Consider the following 19,732-nt stretch of genomic DNA (forward strand, 5'->3'; position numbering starts at 1 on the left):
TGTTGGAAGTTGCCTGATTAGTGAGCGTCGCGTTGGAGCGGTAACGTGACCTCAAAAACATCTTCGTCGGGGATGTATTTGCGGCTGAAGCCAAGTTTCTCGCAGAGGGTTAGCATGCGGCGGTTGCTAGGCAAGACCTGACCGATAAAGGTTTCGGTACCCTTGCGGCGGCAATAGGCAATCATCTGTTCCATCAGAACACGACCAAGACCTCGCCCCTTGATGTCCGACCGGACCATGATGGCATATTCTGCATGTTCGTTATTGGGATCGATGACGACCTGAACAATGCCGTGGATCTGGCCCTGTTCCGGGCCATCGGGTACCACAGCCAGGAATGCCATGTCGCGATCATAATCCAGCTGGGTCTGGCGGGCCATTTCAGAATGTGGAAGTTCACGTACAGAACCGAAGAACCGGAAATGAATATCTTCGGGTGTCAGTTTTGACATGAACTCATAGTGCGCGGGTTCGTCCTCGGGCTTGATCGGGCGCAGAAGATAAGTCGTTCCATCATCCATCACCAGTTCCTGTTTCAGGTGTCTTGGATAGGGATGAATGGCAAGGCGCTTATCGTCGCTGACGACCTTTGGGGTTACCTTGATACGCGCATCAAGGGCAATCACACCATGCTGGTCGGCAAGAAGCGGGTTCATGTCAAGCTCAACCACTTCGCCCAGATGCACAACCAGCTGCGACAGGCGAACCAGCGTCATGTAAAGATCTTCAAGATTTACTGGGGGAACGTCCCGATAGCCTTTGAGGAGCTTGTAAATGCGCGTACCTTCAACCAGTTCACGGGCAAGCTTCATGTTCAGCGGGGGCAGGGCCATGGCACGGTCGCGTACGACTTCGACCTCGACGCCCCCATGACCAAACAGGATCACCGGACCAAAGATCGGGTCGGTGGTCATGCCGACAATCAGTTCACGTGCGCCCGCACGGGTGATCATTTCCTGAATGGTAAAACCGCGCAGACGGGCATTGGGGAATTTTTGTTCGATGGTGCGCTGCATTTTCAGGGCCGCCGCCCTGACTTCCTCGCCACTATCAAGATTTAGGACGACGCCACCAACGTCGGACTTGTGGCTGATATCGTCGGACAGGATCTTAAGCGCGACCGGATAGCCGATATCGTCGGCGGTGCGTACCGCTTCTTCGATGTCACTGGCTGCAATGGTTTTGACTGTATTGATGCCATAGCATTCCAGAACGGCTTTTGCCTCAGGCTCGGTTAGCATGTCACGACCGGCATGAATGGCGGTGTGTATGATGCTGCGCGCCTTATCGGTCTGCGGCGTATAATCGCGTGGGACCGATGGTGGTGTTTCCATCAACAGGTCTTGCAATTTGCGATAATTGACCATGTGCTGGAAGGCTGCCACGGCGTTTTCCGGTGTGCGATATGTCGGAATTCCTGCGGCATAAAACATGTTGCGGGCTTCGGCTACGGTAGCTTCGCCAACCCAGTTGGTCAGGATATTTTTCTTACTGTGTTTGATCTGGTCAATGACACAACGCGCGACTTCGACAGGGTCGGTGATAGCGGTAGGGGCATGCATGACCAGAAGACTGTCGATATTGCTGTCAGTCAGAACCGTTTCAATTGCCTTGGCATAACGTTCTCCGGGGGCATCTCCGATAATGTCGACCGGGTTGGCATGCGACCATGTAGCAGGCAAAACCTTGTCCAAGGCCGTGATGGTCTCAGGATCAAGGTGGGCAAGATGACCCTGACGTTCGATCAAAGCGTCAACCGCAAGCACCCCGATCCCGCCGCCATTGGTCACGATGCCAAGCTTGTCGCCACGGAACGGGCGCATGCGTGAAAGCGTTTCGGCAGCCGAGAACATTTCGCTAACCGTGTAAACACGCAGTACCCCGGCGCGCTTGATAGCAGCGTCAAAGACGTCATCTGCGCCAGCAAGTGCGCCTGTATGTGATGCAGCCGCGGCCGCACCTTCGGCAAAACGCCCCGACTTGATGCAGAGAATGGGCTTGTTGCGTGATGCGGCACGGGCAGCCGAGATGAAGCTTCGGCGTTCATGAATGGATTCGATGTAAAGCATGATCGCACGGGTATCAGGATCCGAACCCAGATAGTCGATCACATCACCAAAATCGACATCGTCGCACTCGCCAAGAGATATGAAGTGTGAAAACCCGATGTCGCGCGCAGATGCCCAGTCAAGAACGGCAGTACAAAGCGCACCTGATTGCGAAACGAATGCGATTTTGCCACTACCGATATTCTGGTGGCTAAAGCTGGCATTCAAACCGATACCGGGAACCATAAGGCCAAGGCAGTTCGGGCCAAGAAGACGCATCTTCTTTTCAGACGCAATATCAAGCATGGCCTGTTTGATGCTTCGTTTCTCATCAAACGGTTCGGAACCAAGTCCCGCAGTCAGGACAATCGCTGCCAGACACCCTTTTTCCGCAAGGCATTTCATTACCGGGATAACCGCCTGCGGCGGCACGCAGATAACGGCAAGCTCTGGTACGACAGGCAGGCTGTTGACATCGGGATAAGCCAGGACACCGCCAATCGACTGGCTGCGGGGATTGACAGGCATGATCGGTCCATCAAATCCACCGGCCAGCAGGTTTTTCATCAGCACATGGCCAACAGAATGAGGGCGGTTGGAGGCGCCAATCACGGCGACCGATTTGGGTTTGAACAGATGGTCCAGATTAATTGTACTCATCGCCGAATTCCCGCGTTGTGCTGTGGGCTGGTTTTAGGCAATGGCGTTGCGTTACTCTTAGTGAATATCCCCGCACACCATGCTCGAAGCAAATGCGATGTTAAGTCAGTGACCAGTATATTGATTTGCTGTGCATCAATAAAGCACTGAGGCGACGAAGTTTTTATGGCGTTTTTCAGATATGCCGCAGTTTCATGCTTGTGACCGCAGATGCAGCGGTGAGGGGGTCAATGAAGATGGCCGTGATGACCTTCATCGTCAAAGCGTTCGGATTCTTCAATCCATTCTTCGACTTCGGCGGCAGATGTCATCGCCAGCGCAATTTCAAGATCATTTTGTACATGGGCCAGACTGTCAAACATCGGGCACCAGCCAAAGGCCTGAATGCGTGGGTCTGTCGTTGATGAAATCGTGAACAAATCACCATCAATCGGATGCACCATGCCGTGAATGACATCATTTTCGCCCGCAATTAACCAGCCGCGGGTCGATCCCGAAAGGGTGGCGAGCTGAACTTCACGCAATTCGATCTTGACGGTTTTCATGGTGCTTTGTCTCATCTTGTGACGTGCTAAAAGCAAAAGGGACCGAACATTACGTTCGGCCCCTTTTTAATTGGCTCCGGCAGCAGGACTCGAACCTGCGACCCAATGATTAACAGTCATTTGCTCTACCAACTGAGCTATGCCGGATCAGGCTGCGCGCTTCGTCCGAAGCGCGTGGCAGGTGTATAATCAAACCGTCGGAACGTCGCAAGACCTTTTTTGCGAAAAAATGACCAAACTGTCGTCTTTTTTGACCAGCTTGGAATGGATGCAGCTTTGGGTTAACCGGAGTGCAGGCTTAATCGCGAAAAGGGTGGTGTGGTTATATCGAAAACATTGTTTTCGTGTTGTAATTCGTATCCGGATGGCGTCGGAAGTCGCGCGGCTTCAAAGTTTGAGTCCGGAGCAAACAGTGCAGATAATGGCATGTAAGCCAAAAAGCAAAAAACCCCGGAACTGAGTTCCAGGGTTTTTTGGCTCCGGCAGCAGGACTCGAACCTGCGACCCAATGATTAACAGTCATTTGCTCTACCAACTGAGCTATGCCGGATCAGTGGAGGCGCGAGCCGGAATCGAACCGGCGTGCAAGGATTTGCAGTCCTCTGCGTAACCACTCCGCCATCGCGCCTTCGCGTTGGCTGGAGCGGTGTATAGCCTCATAGAATACGAGCCGTCAAGCACCCAATTTTACATTTTTTGAACAACGGCTTGATATTTACACTGAAACGAGAAAAACCGCCCGGGATACAATCCCGAGCGGTTCAACAGGGTGGGGTACGTGCATGAAGATGACTGAGTCAGGCAGACTTCTTGCCATATTGACGTTCAAGCCACGGGGCGAGTTTTTCCTCGCGGTTTTTACTTGGTGCGAAGTCAATATTGGCAATCGTGTCGTGCGAATGTTCAACCTCGAACGGGATCGTCGTATTCGGTCCTTCAAGGGTGATCTCACCTTTGGCGCCTTTCTTTACCGGTTCAGCCAAAGAAACCTTGGCGCCGCCGGTGGAGATGTCGACGGTTTTTCCGCGAATGGATTTGCCACCAATTGTTAATGTTACCAATATCTGGGTTTCGTAACGCGGATCCTTACGGCGGTTCACTTCAGGTGTTGCTGTGCGAACGATTCGAACGAGACTGTTGCGAAGCTGGGCAATGCTCCCATCCACTTCCTCGGCGATTTTGTTCATTTGCGCTGCACGGTTGAGGTTTTCCTGCGCTTCGGACGCGACATGACCGATTTTTTCGGTAACTTCGTTTGATGCCTCCGCCGTCTGGATAACGTTTCGGGCAATTTCCTGCGTTGCATCGTCTTGCTGGCGCACGCTTATCGCAACGTTCGATGCAACTTCATCAACGCGTCGAATGCTTGCCGTCATCAGCTGCACCGTGGATACAACGGAATCTGTGACGTTCTGGATCTCGCCAAGCTGACGGGTGATTTCCTCCGTTGATTTTGCTGTCTGGTTTGCAAGGTTTTTGACCTCTTGTGCAACCACGGCAAATCCTTTGCCAGCATCGCCAGCTCTTGCAGCCTCAATCGTTGCGTTCAGGGCAAGCAAGTTGGTTTGTGCGGCAATATCACTGATAAGCTCGGCAACTTCGCCAATCTTGCCAACACTGTTCTGAAGCGAGGTAACCGTTTGCTCTGCGCTTTCGCCCGCCCGGTTGGCTTCGGCGGTCAGATTGGTGGCTTGTTCGATTTGGCGAGTGATTTCGCGAATGGAGGCAGCCAATTCCTCTGAGGCGCCGGAAACTGTTTCCGCATTTGCCAATGCTTGATGTGCTGCTGCAGCAACACTCTCGGAGTTTTCTGAGACACGTTCGGATGATCCTGCCATCTCGCCAGCAGATTCATTCAAACGCCGGGTTTGATCAATGATCGACTGAACAACTTTCTGCAGTTCTTTTTCAACCGTTTCGGCAAGGCCGCGAAGGGCTCCGATCCTCTGGCTGCTGGCTTTGGACTCATTTTCATCACGTTCAAGACGATTATATGCAAGCTTTGCATGCAATGCACGAAGTTGCTGAGTCAATGGTTTGAAATCAGGCATTTCAGGCAAAGGGATAAGATGGGCCAGGTCATTTCGTGCGATTGCATCGAAATGTTTTGCCATTTCGTTCAGGGGGCGACGGAATTTGCGGATAAGCCATGCGCCATAGATCAGAGTCAGGCCTGCTGCGATCAGGATCAGGACACCGTCAACTGTCGCGGCCATGAAGAATGCCTGACGGGCATCTTCAACCTGTACACCGACAATCTCGTTTTGTGCGACTGACAGATTGCCAATCTGTTCGGTGAGCGGATCTATGGTCTGATAAAGTTCATCCTTGATCAAAGCGTCAAGTGCAACTCTGTCGCCATCTTTAAAGATGGCGCGGAGGCGCAGGATAAGCTTATCGGCGGGCGGGAGCAGCTGTTTAACGCGCTCGACGACTGCGACTTCTCCAGAATCAAGGTTCCGTGAAAAGTAGATATCAAGGTTTTCCTTGATGCGCTGTTCCGCGATATTGATGCTATCCAGACCTTCCTGCCATGTGAAGTTACCGTTGCGGACTTTATGAGAAGCATCAACAACAAACACGGCATAGTCATCAGATACCTGTTTTAACAGGTTCAACGGTTTGACACGGTCATTATAGACGTTCTCGAGAGCTTGCTCTGTTTTGAATTCGCCATACAATGCATATCCGCCAATCAACAGCATCAGGATAAACATGGTTCCGAAAGCAAGGCTGAGACTACCTTTGATGCTGGCGAGAAACTCTCTCATCTTCGCTTTGGGGCCTGTATTAACAACTTCACCCTGCTCAAGGCGAATATCCTTTGCCGACCCTGCACGAATATCTGCATAGATCCGGTTGGCCGTATTTTTTTCTGCCTCGGATGGTTTTGTCCGGATGGAAATAAAACCGTTTACCTGACCGTCTTCTATAATGGGTGTTACGTTTGCCCGAACCCAGTAATGATCACCATTTTTTGCGCGGTTCTTGACCAAGCCCTGCCAGGGCGTCCCGGCCTTGATGGTTTCCCAGAGGTTTGCAAATGCTTCCTTGGGCATGTCAGGGTGTCTGATCATGTTATGTGGAGCACCCACAAGTTCGTCGTTGGTGTAACCGCTGATCTCAACAAACGTCTGGTTGGTAAAGGTGATACGCCCACCTGTATCCGTTTTCGAAACCAGAATATCTCCGTCTTTCATGACGACTTCGCGGTTGGTGACTGGTCCATTGTCACGCATGATTTGCTTTCCCCCGGATGAAACACATGACACGGTCTGTCAGACTGTCACGTTCTGTAGAATTCCATTTGTGCATTTATCGAGTTCGATGGTATATGTTTTTAATACTGACGTATAACATCCTCATTTGAGGATAAAAATTGTGACAGATCAAAAAATCATGTGCCGGTTTCAAAAAATCTTTGAACCGTAGGGGCGCGCCTTCTGTTTCTGTAAAAATTGGCGGAAAAACGCGCTCAAAGAGCAGGTTGGAGTTGATCCGTTGTTGTCAGTTGCTTATGTGGCAACTATAAACAGGGCAATTGCCGTGACCGCGTTTGACAACGATCAAACAGGAAGCGGAGAGTTTCTCGCGAGAATTTTCAGGTCAGATAATCATGGATTACCAAATCGCGCGCCATAACATGGTGGAAAATCAGGTTCGGACCAACAAGGTTACCGATCCGCTGGTCATCGCTGCGATGGAGGAAGTTCCGCGCGAACTGTTCCTGCCCGAAGGCAAACGCGGCATTGCCTATATTGATGAAGATATTCCGGTTGGTGATGGTCGCTTCGCGATGGAGCCGATGGTGATTGCGCGCTTGATGCAAAGTGCCGAGATCGCTGAGGCAGATGTTGCTTTGGTGATTGGTGCGGGCTTTGGTTATGGCAGTGCGCTGATTTCGCGCGTCGCAGAAACCGTTGTTGCCGTAGAAAGCAACAAGGAAATGGCGAGTGCTGCCGAAGCAGCCTTCCAGAAAGTCAACTATGACAATGTTATCGTTGTCGAAGGTGAACTGGCTGCCGGCTACGCCAAGCAGGCACCTTATAATGTAATCATCTTCGATGGTGCAGTTTGCGAAGTACCTGCCGCCATTCTGGATCAGATCGCAGAAGGTGGTCGTTTGCTCGCCGTTGTAAGAGAGGCAGGCAAGGTCGGTGTTGCCAAACTTTATGAACGTGAAAATGGCGTCATTGGCCATCGCGATCTGTTTGATGCAAACATTCCATACCTGCCGGGCTTTGAGCCGGCGGAAAGCTTTGTATTTTAATCTGACGAATTGCCCGGAACCATCCGGGCAATTCTTTTTGTGCTCATCGCGATTGTCAGGATTTCATGGTTAGGGAACTTGCATGCCAGGAGTTGGCTAAAATCCTTGAACAAAAATTGCCAATCGTTCTTTTGGATGTGCGCGAAGACTGGGAAGTTGAAATCTGTATGATCAGGGAATCTGTGCATATTCCATTATCGGAATTGCACGGCAGGCTGGATGAGTTGCCGCAAGACATGCCGCTTGCCGTTATCTGCCATCATGGCGTTCGCAGTCGTCATGCAGGGGTTTTCCTTGAAGAATATGGATTTAAAGATGTTTTTAATGTTACAGGCGGTATAGATATCTGGGCGCGTCAAATTGCGCCAGATATGATGCGCTACGATTAAACGATGTAACGATCAGAAAGCGGGCAAAATACTTTTTTGGCTTCCAAATGCCTCTTTTCTTGGAAAATTTTGTTTCCGTCGTTACCATGAGTGAAACTGCGCCGGGGTCGGGACTTGGTGTAGGATTTTACAAGGGTAGATAAATGTTAAAACGGTTCTTGCTGACCTGCAGTATCCTTGCAACCGGAGGAATGGTTGCCGGTGGCGCATCTGCGGAAAGTCTTGAGGACGCTCTTATTAAGGCATATCAGAGCAACCCGACACTCGAAGCCGGGCGCGCATCGTTGCGCTCGACAGACGAAGAGATTTCGGCTGCACTGTCAAACTGGCGCCCGAGTGTTACATTAACCGGTGATGCCGGTCTCCGTGAAAACAACACGGAAGTCAACGGGACAAATACCGACAACAGCCTTACGCCTTATACTGTCGGCTTGAACGTGACCCAGCCGCTCTATCGTGGTGGCCGTACAACCGCGCAGACAGAGCGTGCCGAAGCACGCATTCAGGCAGCGCGCGCATCCCTGCGTTCCACAGAACAGGATGTGATGTTGCAGGTTGCGACGTCGTATTTCAATGTATTGCGTGATACTGCCGTTGTTGAACTGAACCAGAACAACGTTCGCGTGCTTGAGCGTCAGCTTGAAGCAACCCGGGATCGTTTTGCGGTTGGTGAAGTGACCCGTACCGACGTCTCGCAGGCGGAAGCCCGCCTTGCTGGTGCGAAAGCAGACTTGATTTCGGCACAGGGGGCGCTGGCAAATACACGCGCACAATATGAGCGTCTGGTTGGTAATCCACCAAGCAACCTTGAAATTCCCAACCCGCTTGCCGGTCTTCCAACCAGTGTTACGGATGTTTTGTCGATTGCACAGGGTCAGCATCCTGACGTTCTGCAGGCGCAATACACCGAACAGGCAGCCCAGTCTGATATTCGTCTGAATGAAGGGTCGCTTTACCCGGAAGTCAGTCTTTCAGCTGGTGTTGAACGGGCGCATGAAGGGTCGACCGAGGATTTTACGGCCGACAGCGCTGATATCATCGCATCCGTTTCTGTGCCACTGTACCAGCAGGGCGCAGTTTATTCCGGTGTTCGTGCTGCCAAGCAAACCGCAGGTCAGGCACGCATTCAGGTTGATGAAGCACGCCGTGCTGTGATTGAGAATGCCACCAGTGCATGGGAAACCCTTGTAACTGCGCGGGCGAGTATCGAATCGCAGCAGGCACAGGTATCGTCGGCAGAAGTCGCGTTGGATGGTGTTCAACGAGAAGCATCTGTCGGTTCGCGTACTGTTCTTGATGTTCTTGATCAGGAGCAGGAACTTTTGCAGGCCCGTGTGGACCTTGTCGGTTCGCGTCGTGATGCGGCGGTTGCAGAATTCCAGGTCAAGGCTGCAATGGGTGCTCTTAATGCCCAAGTCCTTGGCTTGCCAGTCGAAATTTACGACACTGAGTCCAACTACAATAAAGTCAAGGACCAGTGGTGGGGAACAGACTGACCTGATGTGTTTTCAGGACAGGGTGTCTGGCATCCTGTCCTGAACAAACTTTCGGATCGGTCTGGTTAAATGACACTAGTGCGGAAATTTAATTATGAGTGACGGGCAACAAGAACCTTCAATGGAGGACATCCTCCAGTCCATCCGCAAAATTCTTGCTGATGAGGGGGATGAAGAAAAACAGGAAGCCGCTCCTGAACCCGAACCGATGCCGGAACCAGAGCCTGAGCCGGAACCGGAACCCGAACCGGAAGAAGAAATCGACGAACTCGTTCTTGATGAAGAACCCGAAGAACTTGAGTTTGACGATGAACCCGAAGAACTCGAACTCGACGAGCCGGAGGAAGAGCTTGATCTCGACGATATGCTCGATTTCGACGAGACTCCGCTTGAAGACGAGCCGGAGCCATTCGAAGACGAATTCGAAGAGCCTGAGCCCGAGCCGGAACCGGCAATGCCAGCTCTTTATGATGACGATGATGACGAACCGCTGATTTCGAATATGACGGAATCGTCGGCGACCGGCACCATCTCGGAATTGGCGCAAGCCGTTGCAAAGAAACGTGCTGTTGCCCTTGGCGTTAATGCCGGTCATGCCACCCTTGAGGATCTGGTGCGCGATATGCTGCGTCCGCTGCTTAAGGAATGGCTTGACGAAAACCTACCCTATATGATCGAACGCCTTGTGAAGAAGGAAATCGAGCGGATTGTGAACCGCGCCGAAGACCTGTAGGCGAGCCGATAGTTGATTTAAAGCGGCGCGCCTTCGGTGCGCCGCTTTTTTCTTTGTATGAATGATTAAACCCGCAGCGGATCAAAAGACCATGTTGGAGAAGACTTACAGCCCGGCCGACGTTGAAGGCAGACTTTACGATAAATGGGAAAAGTCGGGGGCGTTTGCCTGCGATACGGCATCAGGTGCCGATCCCTATGTCATCATGATGCCGCCGCCCAACGTGACCGGCAGCCTCCATATGGGGCATGCGCTGACTTTTACGCTTCAGGATATCCTTATCCGCTATAACCGCATGAACGGGAAGGACACCCTGTGGCAACCCGGAACCGACCATGCCGGTATCGCCACCCAGATGGTGGTTGAACGCCAGCTTGGCGAACAGAATGTGACGCGCCATGATCTTGGCCGCGAGAAGTTCGTTGAAAAGGTCTGGGAATGGAAAGAAAAATCCGGTGGTACAATCACCAACCAGTTGCGTCGCCTTGGGGCTTCGCCTGACTGGGCGCGTGAACGTTTTACCATGGACGAAGGCCTTTCTGCCGCTGTTCGCAAGGTTTTCGTTACCCTTCATAAACAGGGCCTCATTTATCGCGACAAGCGTCTGGTGAACTGGGATCCGAAGCTTCTGACCGCGATTTCAGATCTTGAAGTTGTCCAGAAAGAAGTCAAAGGTCATTACTGGCATTTCAAATACCCGATCGAAGGTCGTGAAGGAGAATTCATCACCGTTGCAACCACTCGTCCGGAAACCATGCTTGGCGATACCGGTGTTGCGGTTCATCCCGATGATGAGCGCTACAAGGACCTGATTGGCAAGTATTGCATTCTGCCGATTGTTGGTCGCCGCATCCAGATCGTTGCCGATGAATATGCCGATCCGGAAAAAGGGTCTGGCGCGGTCAAAATCACTCCGGCCCATGATTTCAACGACTTCGAAGTCGGCAAACGTGCTGATCTTGAAAAGATCAACATCATGGACGATCACGCCTGCATTAACGAGAATGCACCGGCAGAATACCGGGGGCTTGATCGTTTCGAAGCACGCAAACAGATCATCGCCAAGATGGACGAGCTTGGCTTGCTCGAGAAAATCGAAGACACCGTTCATATGGTGCCATATGGCGACCGTTCGAACGTTGTTATCGAGCCTTACCTGACCGATCAGTGGTTCGTTAATGCCGAAGTGCTGGCAAAGCCGGCAACCGAAGCCGTCGAAGACGGTCGCATTCGCTTTGTGCCGAAAAACTGGGAAAACACTTATTTCGAATGGATGCGCAACATCCAGCCTTGGTGTATTTCCCGTCAACTTTGGTGGGGTCATCGTATCCCTGCATGGTTTGGGCCGGATGGCGAAATCTTCGTTGAGGAAACCGAGGAAGAAGCGATTGCCGCGGCAAAAGCGCATTACGGTAAGGACGTTGAACTGACCCAGGAAACCGATGTTCTGGATACCTGGTTCTCTTCTGCTCTGTGGCCGTATTCGACCCTTGGCTGGCCGGATAAGACGCCCGAGCTTGATAAATACTATCCGGGCGATGTTCTGGTTACCGGCTTTGACATCATCTTCTTCTGGGTTGCCCGTATGATCATGATGGGTATGCATTTCATGGACGGGAAAATTCCGTTCAAGGATATCTATATCCATGCTCTGGTTCGTGACGAGAACGGACAGAAGATGTCGAAATCCAAGGGGAACGTAATCGATCCCTTAGAAATCATTGACGAATATGGCTGTGATGCATTGCGCTTTACCCTGACTGCACTTGCAGCGCAGGGACGCGATATCAAGCTTGCTGCTTCGCGGGTTGAGGGGTATCGCAATTTTGCGACCAAGCTCTGGAACGCTGCACGTTTCGCGGAAATGAACGAATGCAAGCCGGTTGATGGTTTTGATCCTGCAAACGTCAAATCCACACTCGCACGCTGGATCGTTGGCAAAACTGTCGAGGCTGCCAAGGCCGTCGGAACGGGGATTGAAACCTATCGTTTCAATGATGCCGCAAGTGGTGCCTATCAGTTCGTTTGGGGCTCATTCTGTGACTGGTATCTGGAACTGGCAAAACCGGTTCTGATGGGCCAGGACGAAGAAGCCAAGGCAGAGATTCGCGCCGTAACCGCCTGGGTTCTTGACCAGATTCTTCTGATCTTGCACCCGGTCATGCCTTACATCACCGAAGAACTCTGGGAACAGATTTCCGATAATCGCAGCAAGATGCTGATCTCGGAAAGTTATCCGAAGTTTGACGATGCCCTGATTGATCGTACTGCCGAGGCCGAGATTGATCTGGCAATCCGCCTGATTGGTGATATCCGTGGCGTTCGTTCCGAGATGAATGTGCCGCCAGCTGCCGAAGTCCCGATCTATCTGGTTGATGCGACTGACGCGATGAAAGCCGCTGTTTCGGCGCAGGAAGCGCAAGTCAAGCGTCTGGCACGTGTTGCTGAAATCGGCTTCAAGGGGCAGGGCGATGTCGAAGCGATCGCCAAGGGGGCCATTCAGGCCGTTGTTGACGGTGTGGCCGTCTTTGTTTCTGTTGCCGACTTCATTGACGTCGCTGCTGAGAAGTCGCGTCTTGAAAAGGAAATGCAGGACAAGACCAAATATATCAAGGCACAGGAAGGCAAGCTTTCGAACGAGAAATTTGTCAGTCGCGCGCCTGAGCATATTGTGGCGACTGAAAAAGCCAAGCTTGAGGAAGCCCGCGACACTCTGGCGAAACTTACCGAGGCTTATGACCGTATTGCTGCGATGTAATCGGATCTTTGTCCTCTGAATAAAAGGCCAACCTGTGAAGGTTGGCCTTTTTCTTTGGCAAGCCGGGCAAGGTTGCAACTGTAAGAATATTTTTTACCGTAGCCCCGAAGAATCGCGTAGATTTTTCGTCTCCTGCCTTGTGCCAAAAATGCTTCCCTGTATCTTACCGGGGAGAAATGTATCTCCCGCAAGAATGCGCCGCTGAATGCTGATAGAAGAATGTCCCTATATTGAGCCGGTCGATGCTTATGGTGCCTTTGCCCCCTTTGCCGACAGTCATTTTCTTGATTCCGGCGACCGGGATCGATTTTCCTACATTGTTGTTTCGCCATTACACAAACTGACGTCAAAAAATGGTCAGGTGACACTGGATGGTTTCCCGTTCCCGGGAAATCCGTTTGAAGTTCTTGGCGATCTGTTGTCGCGCTACCCGCAACGGCGCCGGACTGATCTGCCACCATTTCAGGGCGGAGCTGTCGGCTATTTCGGCTATGAATTGGCACATCAGACCGAAACGCTGCCGCGCGTGGCCGAAGACTGGCTTGCCATGCCTGATATGGCGGTCGGAATTTATGATCTGGTGATCGCCTTTGATCAGAATGACCGCAAGATGTGGCTGATCTCGACGGGGATGCCCGAACGTCTCGGAAAGGCGCGCGAACAGCGTGCCGCAGACCGGATGAACTTGCTGCGAAAATATCTGCGTCTTGCCAGACCGCTTCTTGAGGTGCCGTCCGCTCCACACTTGCCAAGCATTCAACCATGGCGGTCAAATTTTGGTCGTTCTGAGTTCGAAATCGAAGTTCAAAAAGTCATCGATTACATCTTTGCTGGTGACATTTTTCAGGCAAATTTATCGCAAAGCATTCGGGCTGAATATCCGCGAGATGCTGTGCCGGATCGTTTTGGGCTGTATCGGCGTTTGCGAGATATCAGTTCCGCGCCGTTTGGTGCGTTTCTGAATTTCGGTGAATTTGCGGTTCTGTCAAACTCGCCAGAACGGTTTTTGAAAGTTTCGGACGGACAGGTTGAAACCAGACCGATCAAAGGTACAAGACCCCGTGGAGAGACGCCGCTAAGCGATGCCGAACTTGCGCAAGAATTAATGCTTTCACCGAAAGATCGCGCAGAAAATATTATGATTGTTGATCTTTTGCGAAATGATCTGTCCAAGGTCTGCAAACCGCATTCGGTCAATACACCGGCAATCTGTGCGCTGGAAAGCTATGCCAATGTTCATCATCTCGTGTCGACAGTAACAGGTGAACTGCGCGACGGAAAAACGGCAGTTGATCTTTTGAAGGCCAGTTTTCCGGGGGGATCCATTACGGGTGCGCCCAAAATTCGGGCCATGGAAATCATAACAGAACTTGAGAAGACAACACGCGGCGCCTATTGCGGAGCAATTGGCTTTATCGGCTTTGACGGTTCCATGGATACCAACATTGCCATTCGGTCTCTTTGTGTGAACGGTGGTCGTATGGCCTTTAACGTTGGCGGCGGAATTGTCGCAGACAGTAACCCGGCCCTTGAATATGAAGAAACGCTGGTCAAGGCGACCAAGATGTTCGAGCTGTTCGGTATTGACGCGGAAGAGGTCGTACCGTGATCTTGCTTATTGATAATTATGACTCCTTTGTCTTCAATCTTGCCCGGTATATCGAAGAGCTAGGTCATAGTGTCATCGTGGTCCGCAATGATGAAATCGGCTCGGAACAGGTCCGCAAGCTTGATCCCGATGCAATCATCTTTTCTCCCGGCCCATGTGGCCCCGATGACGCGGGAAACAGTCTTGCTCTGGTTGAAGAGCTCAGAACGGAATATCCGATGCTTGGCGTTTGCCTTGGGCATCAGGTAATCGCGCAGGTTTTTGGCGGTGTGGTCAAGCGCGCCAAGCGTCCGGTGCATGGCATGACCTCCGAGATTGACCATAGTGGCACAGATTTGTTCGCGGGATTAAAAAATCCTTTGCAAGTAACGCGTTATCACTCCTTAATTGTTGAGTTGCCCGAGGATGGAAGTTTGATCGAACTTGCGCGCGGACCCGAAGGGGAAATTATGGCGTTTGCGCATAAGGAGCTTCCAATCTTTGGTGTACAGTTTCACCCGGAAGCGGTTTTGACGGAGCAGGGGCACGACTTGTTGGCAAACTTCCTGAAACGGGCTTCTTCCTGAAAAGCACATAAAGACAGAAGGGACGGCATGATGCAGGTATGGATGAATGGCAGCTTTCGTGATCTGGACGCAGCGTCTATTCCGGTAACGGATAGAGGCTTCTTGCTTGGCGACGGGTTCTTTGAAACCATGCGCGCCCACGAAGGCAAAATTGCCTGGCTTGATGCGCATATGGAACGCCTTGACTTCCATGCCGAGCAGATAGAGTTCCCGCTTGATCTTCTACCAGCAACCAAAGACGTTGCCGAGATCGTTGCAACCCTGTTTGAGCAGGTTCGTCGCAAGGATGCCGTTGTCCGTCTGACCGTATCGCGCGGTTCGGGCGAGCGTGGTTTGCTGCCGCCTGCTGATCCGGATCCGACCATTCTGATAACGGTTTCTCCGTTTGAGCCTGTTGATCCTGGTGTCGGACTTAAGCTTTTCACGTCCCAGAGAGTGCGACGTAATGCCAATTCTGTTGCTGGCGGTATCAAGAGCATCAATTACCTTGATAACATAGCAGCCAAACAGGAAGCTCATTCCTATCGTGGAGATGACGCGATCATTCTTTCTGCTGATGGTAATGTCGCGGAAACAACGGCTGCCAATATCTTTGGCATTAAAGGGGATACTTTGTGGACGCCCGATGAAGATACCGGAATTCTCTGTGGCCTCGCCCGCGGCTTTGTCCTTGGGTGGGCCGAGGAAACCGGCCGGGAAGTGGACTTTGAACCCAAAACACCCGAGATGCTTAAGGAACTTGATGCGGTTTTCACCGCAAACGCTCTTCAGGGGCTTCGCATTGTTGATAAGGTAGATGGTCTTGTGATCGGTGTTCCGGCGATGACTTTCTTTGCCGAACTTGCTCAAATGGTGGAAACTTCGCTATGCGAAGGTATAGTTGTTTAGGGTAAATTAACACTGTCGAATACATATTCATAGGCAGTGACCTGTTGCAGGACTGCCTATGACTGCCCTTATGACGAAACCCGCATTGACCCTTAACCGTTTTATCGAAAGCCTGCGGAAGCATGCTGCCAATGGTAAAACGCCGCATATGGGTATCCTTAATATCCCGCCTGAGCTGCGTCTTGGTGCCGAGGATTATCAGGCAATCACCCGCGATGCTTTCCACTACCTTCCTGAAAACACCCAGATATATCGTCTTGAAAACGGAATGCTGGCGTGCGTGCGTGGCGGGAAGTGGGCCGAGGACGATTCCAACTTTGTTGATCATGTTCGTGAAACGCTCGAAGAAGTAATTGACCGTCAGGGGTTGGGAAGCATCCCGACCAATCTCTGGAACCGTTTCAAATGGCCCGATGACGACGAACGATTGGGCAAGCTGTTTGGTCTTCCGGTTTCGGCACGCATGATGGGTGAGAACTGGGAACGGTTCGATATGGCCGAGATGCTGCGCGGTGCCATTACGACCGACGCAGTTTTTGATTCCTGTCGCCGTCAGGCAATTCTGAGTTTCGACGACACCCGTCGTCAGGTTCTGGGACATGAGATCTATTGTTCCCTTGATTACCTGCGTCAGCATCATCTTGCGAGCTTCCTTCTTGAAGGGCCCGGCGAACTTGAGATTCTGTCAAGGGTGCTCGATGAAAAGATCATGGAAGTTACCCGATCAATTGCACCGTCCATTCTGCCGGATCGGCTTCATCTGAACATGCAGGTACAAACCGTTTTAAGCGACACGTTCGCTGAATTTATCAATCACGATGACGGAAAACTTGTTCAGAACCTTGCGATCGAGTTCTCAATGGAAAATGCGATTGCAAACTGGTGGGAGTTCGAAGATGCATGCGAATTTCTGCATTCTTCCGGAATTCAGGTTGGTTTGGATCGGATAACATTGCCCGCGCTGGAGTTCCTGTCTCCACGCAAGATGAATGTCGATTTTATCAAGGTGATCTGGGATCAGAACATCATAGGATCGCGCCGGACCGAAGTTGCCGAACGGCTTCGTGAATTTGCCAACCTGTTTGTTGAAAACAGCCTCATCCTGACACGTTGCGACAGTCGCACGGCCCTTCGCATGGGGCGCAGTCTGGGCGTTGAAGTCTTTCAGGGCAGTTACATCGATGCGATGATGGGGGCTTATCTTCATCGGGAATGCAAATCCAAGCGCCGTTCGACTGATAAAAGATGTGCCGTTTGTCAGTGGGCGCCACGTGAAGCACGCAAGAACGGATGCGAGTTCCACTTTCGAAACGGCAAACGTCTTTCCGAGATTTAAACCAAAGGTTTCCTTCGTTTTTTAGATGTTTGACAAGTGTGTGGTGCTTTCTTAAAGTACGCACAGTTGATCAATTATGATCGGCTATGTCGTTAAAACACGGCGCTTATTCTCAGGGCAGGGTGCAAATCCCGACCGGCGGTAACCCAGATATCTGGGAAGCCCGCGAGCGCCCGAAGATTTCACGATCTTTGGGGTCAGCAGATCCGGTGTAATTCCGGGGCCGACGGTAATAGTCCGGATGGGAGAGGATAAAGCGTGACGTTCAGGACAAGAACGCATTGGCGTGACTGTTTTGACGTCTGCCTGCGACCGCAATGTGGCAATTCTGCTGCAAAGCGGGCCTTTCTTTGTTTGCCCTGGTTCGTAAGCCCCATCCGTAGAGGACGGTTATGAATCAGAGTGTTGAACCACAATCAGGTCTTTCGATCTTTGGCGATCCGCATGCGCGTATGGAACGTGCACTTGCTGATCTGCGCCAAGGTAAGGGGGTTCTGGTTGTTGATGATGAAGATCGCGAAAATGAAGGCGATCTGATTTTCTCCGCAGAAAAACTTACCAATGAACAGATGGCGATGCTTATTCGTGATTGCAGTGGCATTGTATGCCTCTGCCTGACCGATGAAAAAGCAACTGCGCTTGATCTGCCCCCCATGGTCGCAACCAACACGTCAAGCATGGGGACCGGCTTTACCGTCACCATCGAAGCCAAGGTTGGCGTCACGACCGGTGTTTCGGCTGCTGACCGGGTCACAACGGTCAAAACGGCGATTGCAGATGACGCAAAGCCGTCTGATCTTGCCCGCCCTGGGCATGTCTTCCCGCTGCGTGCCCGTGCGGGCGGTGTTCTGGAGCGTCGCGGCCATACCGAAGGTACTGTTGATCTGATGCGTCTTGCAGGCTTCAAGCCGGCTGGCGTGTTGTGCGAGGTAACCAACCCGGATGGCACAATGGCGCGTTTGCCTGAACTGATTACCTATGCCCAGAACCATGACATGGTTGTTATCAGTATCGAGGACATTGTTGCCTATCGGACAGTGATGCAGCAGGCCGCAGAATAAGAGTTCCGGTCCATAGACCAGATATGAGAAAGGGCAGCGTGTTGAGCGCTGCCCTTTGTTTTTTTTGATCCTGTTATGTTTCCTGGATCAATCGTCGATCATGCACCAGACCGGGGTGTGATCGGATGCTTTTTCCTTGCCGCGAGGGTCGCGATCAATGTCCGAAGCACTCAAACGATCTGCCGCCGCCGGGGTCAGCAAAAGATGATCAATGCGAAGACCATTATCCTTGTTCCAGGCGCCAGCACGGTAATCCCACCAGCTATATTGATGGCCTTTTGGATTGAAGGTGCGGAAGGCATCGGTAAAGCCCATATTGAGCATCGTGCGCAGGCGTTTGCGTTCGACCGTTGTGCAAAGAACGGTTTCATGCAGTTTGATCGGATCGTAAACGTCGGAATCATCCGGTGCGATGTTATAATCGCCGCCCATAACAGCGGCTTCACCGCTGGCATGAATTTTCTCAAAACGGGTGATCAGGCGATCAAGAAAGTTCAGTTTGTAATCAAACTTTTCATCGCCAACGGCTGTACCCATCGGAACATAGATCGATGCGACCCGTACCGGGGTGGTTGAGCAGATTGTTGCTTCGATATAGCGCGCCTGTTCATCGTCGTTATTTCCAGGCAGACCGCGTTCGACATCCTCAATCGGGAATTTCGAGAGGATAGCAACACCGTTATAGGTTTTCTGGCCATGTATCGCGATGTTGTAACCGAGATCCTCGATTTCCATCGCCGGAAATGCTTCATCAACGGTCTTGGTTTCCTGCAACAGGACAACATCTGGTTTCGCCTCACGCAACCATTCAAGAATGTTGGGCAGGCGGGCCTTGATCGAGTTGACGTTCCAGGTGGCGATTTTCATTCGGGCCTCGGATTTTTTGTGTTTAAGGTCGTTCTGATCAAACAAAACGGGGTCCGAAAGTAACGGACCCCGTTTTATAAATCGTTTTTCCGATCCGGATCAAATCGAGAAACTTGATCCGCAGCCACATGACGATGTGGCATTCGGGTTATTCACGCGGAAAGCAGATCCAACCATTTCACGTACGAAATCGATCTCGGCACCGCCCAGAAGATCAAGGGATACCTCGTCAATTACCATTTTCGCGCCGTGATTTTCGAAAATGCAGTCTTCATCAGTGGTGTCAGAGTCCAGTGAAAACTCGTACTGAAAACCACTGCATCCACCACCTGAAACCTGCAAACGCAGCATTGTGTTCGCAGCGCCTTCGCTTGCGATCAGTTCCTGGATGCGTTTCGCAGCACTTTCGGTCATTTGAACTTGCCGTGAAGCTTCGGTCATTCAACACTCCTTGGTCTCAAACCCGCCAGAATGCTGACGGGAGTAGTTCCGATCCTTGGCGTTAT

At 51.6% G+C, this 19,732-nt stretch carries 15 protein-coding genes, 3 tRNA genes and 1 riboswitch; of the genes, 10 read left to right on the top strand and 8 right to left on the bottom strand.

From position 1 onward, the window contains the following. Window positions 1–17: 17 nt before the first annotated feature. The 6 genes from WA318_RS10265 to WA318_RS10290 all read right to left on the bottom strand — a co-directional run bounded on the left by WA318_RS10265 (window position 18) and on the right by WA318_RS10290 (window position 6,492). On the bottom strand, window positions 18–2,708 hold the full coding sequence (locus tag WA318_RS10265) for a bifunctional acetate--CoA ligase family protein/GNAT family N-acetyltransferase (protein ID WP_336080808.1): 2,691 nt from the start codon (window positions 2,706–2,708) through the stop codon (window positions 18–20). A gap of 227 nt (window positions 2,709–2,935) precedes the next feature. Beyond that, window positions 2,936–3,253 (bottom strand): hypothetical protein, encoded by a 318-nt coding sequence (locus WA318_RS10270; protein ID WP_114097757.1) that lies wholly within the window; start codon window positions 3,251–3,253, stop codon window positions 2,936–2,938. A gap of 71 nt (window positions 3,254–3,324) precedes the next feature. Beyond that, a tRNA-Asn gene (locus WA318_RS10275) sits at window positions 3,325–3,400 on the bottom strand. 327 nt (window positions 3,401–3,727) lie between these two features. Next, window positions 3,728–3,803, bottom strand: a tRNA-Asn gene (locus tag WA318_RS10280). 4 nt (window positions 3,804–3,807) lie between these two features. Next, window positions 3,808–3,881 (bottom strand) — tRNA-Cys (locus tag WA318_RS10285). A 169-nt stretch (window positions 3,882–4,050) separates the two neighbouring features. Beyond that, window positions 4,051–6,492, bottom strand: a complete 2,442-nt coding sequence (locus tag WA318_RS10290; RefSeq protein ID WP_336080809.1) for a methyl-accepting chemotaxis protein — start codon at window positions 6,490–6,492, stop codon at window positions 4,051–4,053. 377 nt (window positions 6,493–6,869) lie between these two features. Between WA318_RS10290 and WA318_RS10295 the strand changes: the two genes are divergently transcribed. The 10 genes from WA318_RS10295 to ribB all read left to right on the top strand — a co-directional run bounded on the left by WA318_RS10295 (window position 6,870) and on the right by ribB (window position 18,359). Then, window positions 6,870–7,523 carry a protein-L-isoaspartate O-methyltransferase family protein gene (locus WA318_RS10295; protein ID WP_114099821.1) on the top strand — a complete coding sequence of 218 codons (654 nt, stop codon included), beginning with the start codon at window positions 6,870–6,872 and terminating at the stop codon, window positions 7,521–7,523. A gap of 65 nt (window positions 7,524–7,588) precedes the next feature. Beyond that, window positions 7,589–7,912, top strand: a complete 324-nt coding sequence (locus WA318_RS10300) for a rhodanese-like domain-containing protein (protein ID WP_336080810.1) — start codon at window positions 7,589–7,591, stop codon at window positions 7,910–7,912. Between the two features lie 143 nt (window positions 7,913–8,055). After that, window positions 8,056–9,408 (top strand): TolC family outer membrane protein, encoded by a 1,353-nt coding sequence (locus WA318_RS10305; RefSeq protein ID WP_114099819.1) that lies wholly within the window; start codon window positions 8,056–8,058, stop codon window positions 9,406–9,408. 121 nt (window positions 9,409–9,529) lie between these two features. Then, window positions 9,530–10,141, top strand: coding sequence for a DUF2497 domain-containing protein (locus tag WA318_RS10310; protein ID WP_114099818.1), 612 nt, complete (start codon window positions 9,530–9,532; stop codon window positions 10,139–10,141). Between the two features lie 91 nt (window positions 10,142–10,232). After that, entirely contained in the window at window positions 10,233–12,899 is a 2,667-nt protein-coding gene (locus WA318_RS10315; protein ID WP_336080811.1) for a valine--tRNA ligase, read from the top strand. Between the two features lie 205 nt (window positions 12,900–13,104). Further along, window positions 13,105–14,508, top strand: coding sequence for an aminodeoxychorismate synthase component I (pabB, locus tag WA318_RS10320; RefSeq protein ID WP_336080812.1), 1,404 nt, complete (start codon window positions 13,105–13,107; stop codon window positions 14,506–14,508). Then, the gene (locus WA318_RS10325; RefSeq protein WP_336080813.1) at window positions 14,505–15,074 is read left to right on the top strand and encodes an anthranilate synthase component II; all 570 of its coding nucleotides are present in this window, start codon (window positions 14,505–14,507) and stop codon (window positions 15,072–15,074) included. The genes pabB and WA318_RS10325 overlap by 4 nt, the downstream gene beginning before the upstream one ends. Window positions 15,075–15,101: 27 nt before the next feature. After that, entirely contained in the window at window positions 15,102–15,962 is an 861-nt protein-coding gene (locus tag WA318_RS10330) for an aminotransferase class IV (protein WP_336080814.1), read from the top strand. Between the two features lie 58 nt (window positions 15,963–16,020). Beyond that, window positions 16,021–17,298 carry an EAL domain-containing protein gene (locus WA318_RS10335; RefSeq protein WP_336080815.1) on the top strand — a complete coding sequence of 426 codons (1,278 nt, stop codon included), beginning with the start codon at window positions 16,021–16,023 and terminating at the stop codon, window positions 17,296–17,298. Window positions 17,299–17,402: 104 nt separating this feature from the next. Next, window positions 17,403–17,555: riboswitch (FMN riboswitch) on the top strand. Window positions 17,556–17,690: 135 nt separating this feature from the next. Beyond that, window positions 17,691–18,359 (top strand): 3,4-dihydroxy-2-butanone-4-phosphate synthase, encoded by a 669-nt coding sequence (gene ribB, locus WA318_RS10340; protein WP_114099814.1) that lies wholly within the window; start codon window positions 17,691–17,693, stop codon window positions 18,357–18,359. A gap of 87 nt (window positions 18,360–18,446) precedes the next feature. Here ribB and xth read toward each other — a convergent pair whose 3' ends face one another. Together xth and erpA are read right to left on the bottom strand one after the other, a co-directional pair. Beyond that, the gene (gene xth / locus WA318_RS10345) at window positions 18,447–19,226 is read right to left on the bottom strand and encodes an exodeoxyribonuclease III (protein WP_114099834.1); all 780 of its coding nucleotides are present in this window, start codon (window positions 19,224–19,226) and stop codon (window positions 18,447–18,449) included. A gap of 99 nt (window positions 19,227–19,325) precedes the next feature. Beyond that, entirely contained in the window at window positions 19,326–19,667 is a 342-nt protein-coding gene (gene erpA / locus WA318_RS10350) for an iron-sulfur cluster insertion protein ErpA (protein WP_114099813.1), read from the bottom strand. Window positions 19,668–19,732: the final 65 nt, after the last annotated feature.

Source organism: Thalassospira sp. CH_XMU1448-2 (genome assembly GCF_037027285.1).
Lineage (GTDB): Bacteria > Pseudomonadota > Alphaproteobacteria > Rhodospirillales > Thalassospiraceae > Thalassospira > Thalassospira profundimaris_C.

Coding starts and splice junctions, on each gene's coding strand:
- WA318_RS10295 (WP_114099821.1), top strand. CDS start 6,870: ATGGATTACCAAATCGCGCGCCATAACATGGTGGAAAATCAGGTTCGG.
- xth (WP_114099834.1), bottom strand. CDS start 19,226: ATGAAAATCGCCACCTGGAACGTCAACTCGATCAAGGCCCGCCTGCCC.
- ribB (WP_114099814.1), top strand. CDS start 17,691: ATGAATCAGAGTGTTGAACCACAATCAGGTCTTTCGATCTTTGGCGAT.
- WA318_RS10270 (WP_114097757.1), bottom strand. CDS start 3,253: ATGAAAACCGTCAAGATCGAATTGCGTGAAGTTCAGCTCGCCACCCTT.
- WA318_RS10305 (WP_114099819.1), top strand. CDS start 8,056: ATGTTAAAACGGTTCTTGCTGACCTGCAGTATCCTTGCAACCGGAGGA.
- WA318_RS10265 (WP_336080808.1), bottom strand. CDS start 2,708: ATGAGTACAATTAATCTGGACCATCTGTTCAAACCCAAATCGGTCGCC.
- pabB (WP_336080812.1), top strand. CDS start 13,105: ATGCTGATAGAAGAATGTCCCTATATTGAGCCGGTCGATGCTTATGGT.
- WA318_RS10310 (WP_114099818.1), top strand. CDS start 9,530: ATGGAGGACATCCTCCAGTCCATCCGCAAAATTCTTGCTGATGAGGGG.
- WA318_RS10335 (WP_336080815.1), top strand. CDS start 16,021: ATGACTGCCCTTATGACGAAACCCGCATTGACCCTTAACCGTTTTATC.
- WA318_RS10300 (WP_336080810.1), top strand. CDS start 7,589: ATGGTTAGGGAACTTGCATGCCAGGAGTTGGCTAAAATCCTTGAACAA.
- erpA (WP_114099813.1), bottom strand. CDS start 19,667: ATGACCGAAGCTTCACGGCAAGTTCAAATGACCGAAAGTGCTGCGAAA.
- WA318_RS10315 (WP_336080811.1), top strand. CDS start 10,233: ATGTTGGAGAAGACTTACAGCCCGGCCGACGTTGAAGGCAGACTTTAC.
- WA318_RS10290 (WP_336080809.1), bottom strand. CDS start 6,492: ATGCGTGACAATGGACCAGTCACCAACCGCGAAGTCGTCATGAAAGAC.
- WA318_RS10330 (WP_336080814.1), top strand. CDS start 15,102: ATGATGCAGGTATGGATGAATGGCAGCTTTCGTGATCTGGACGCAGCG.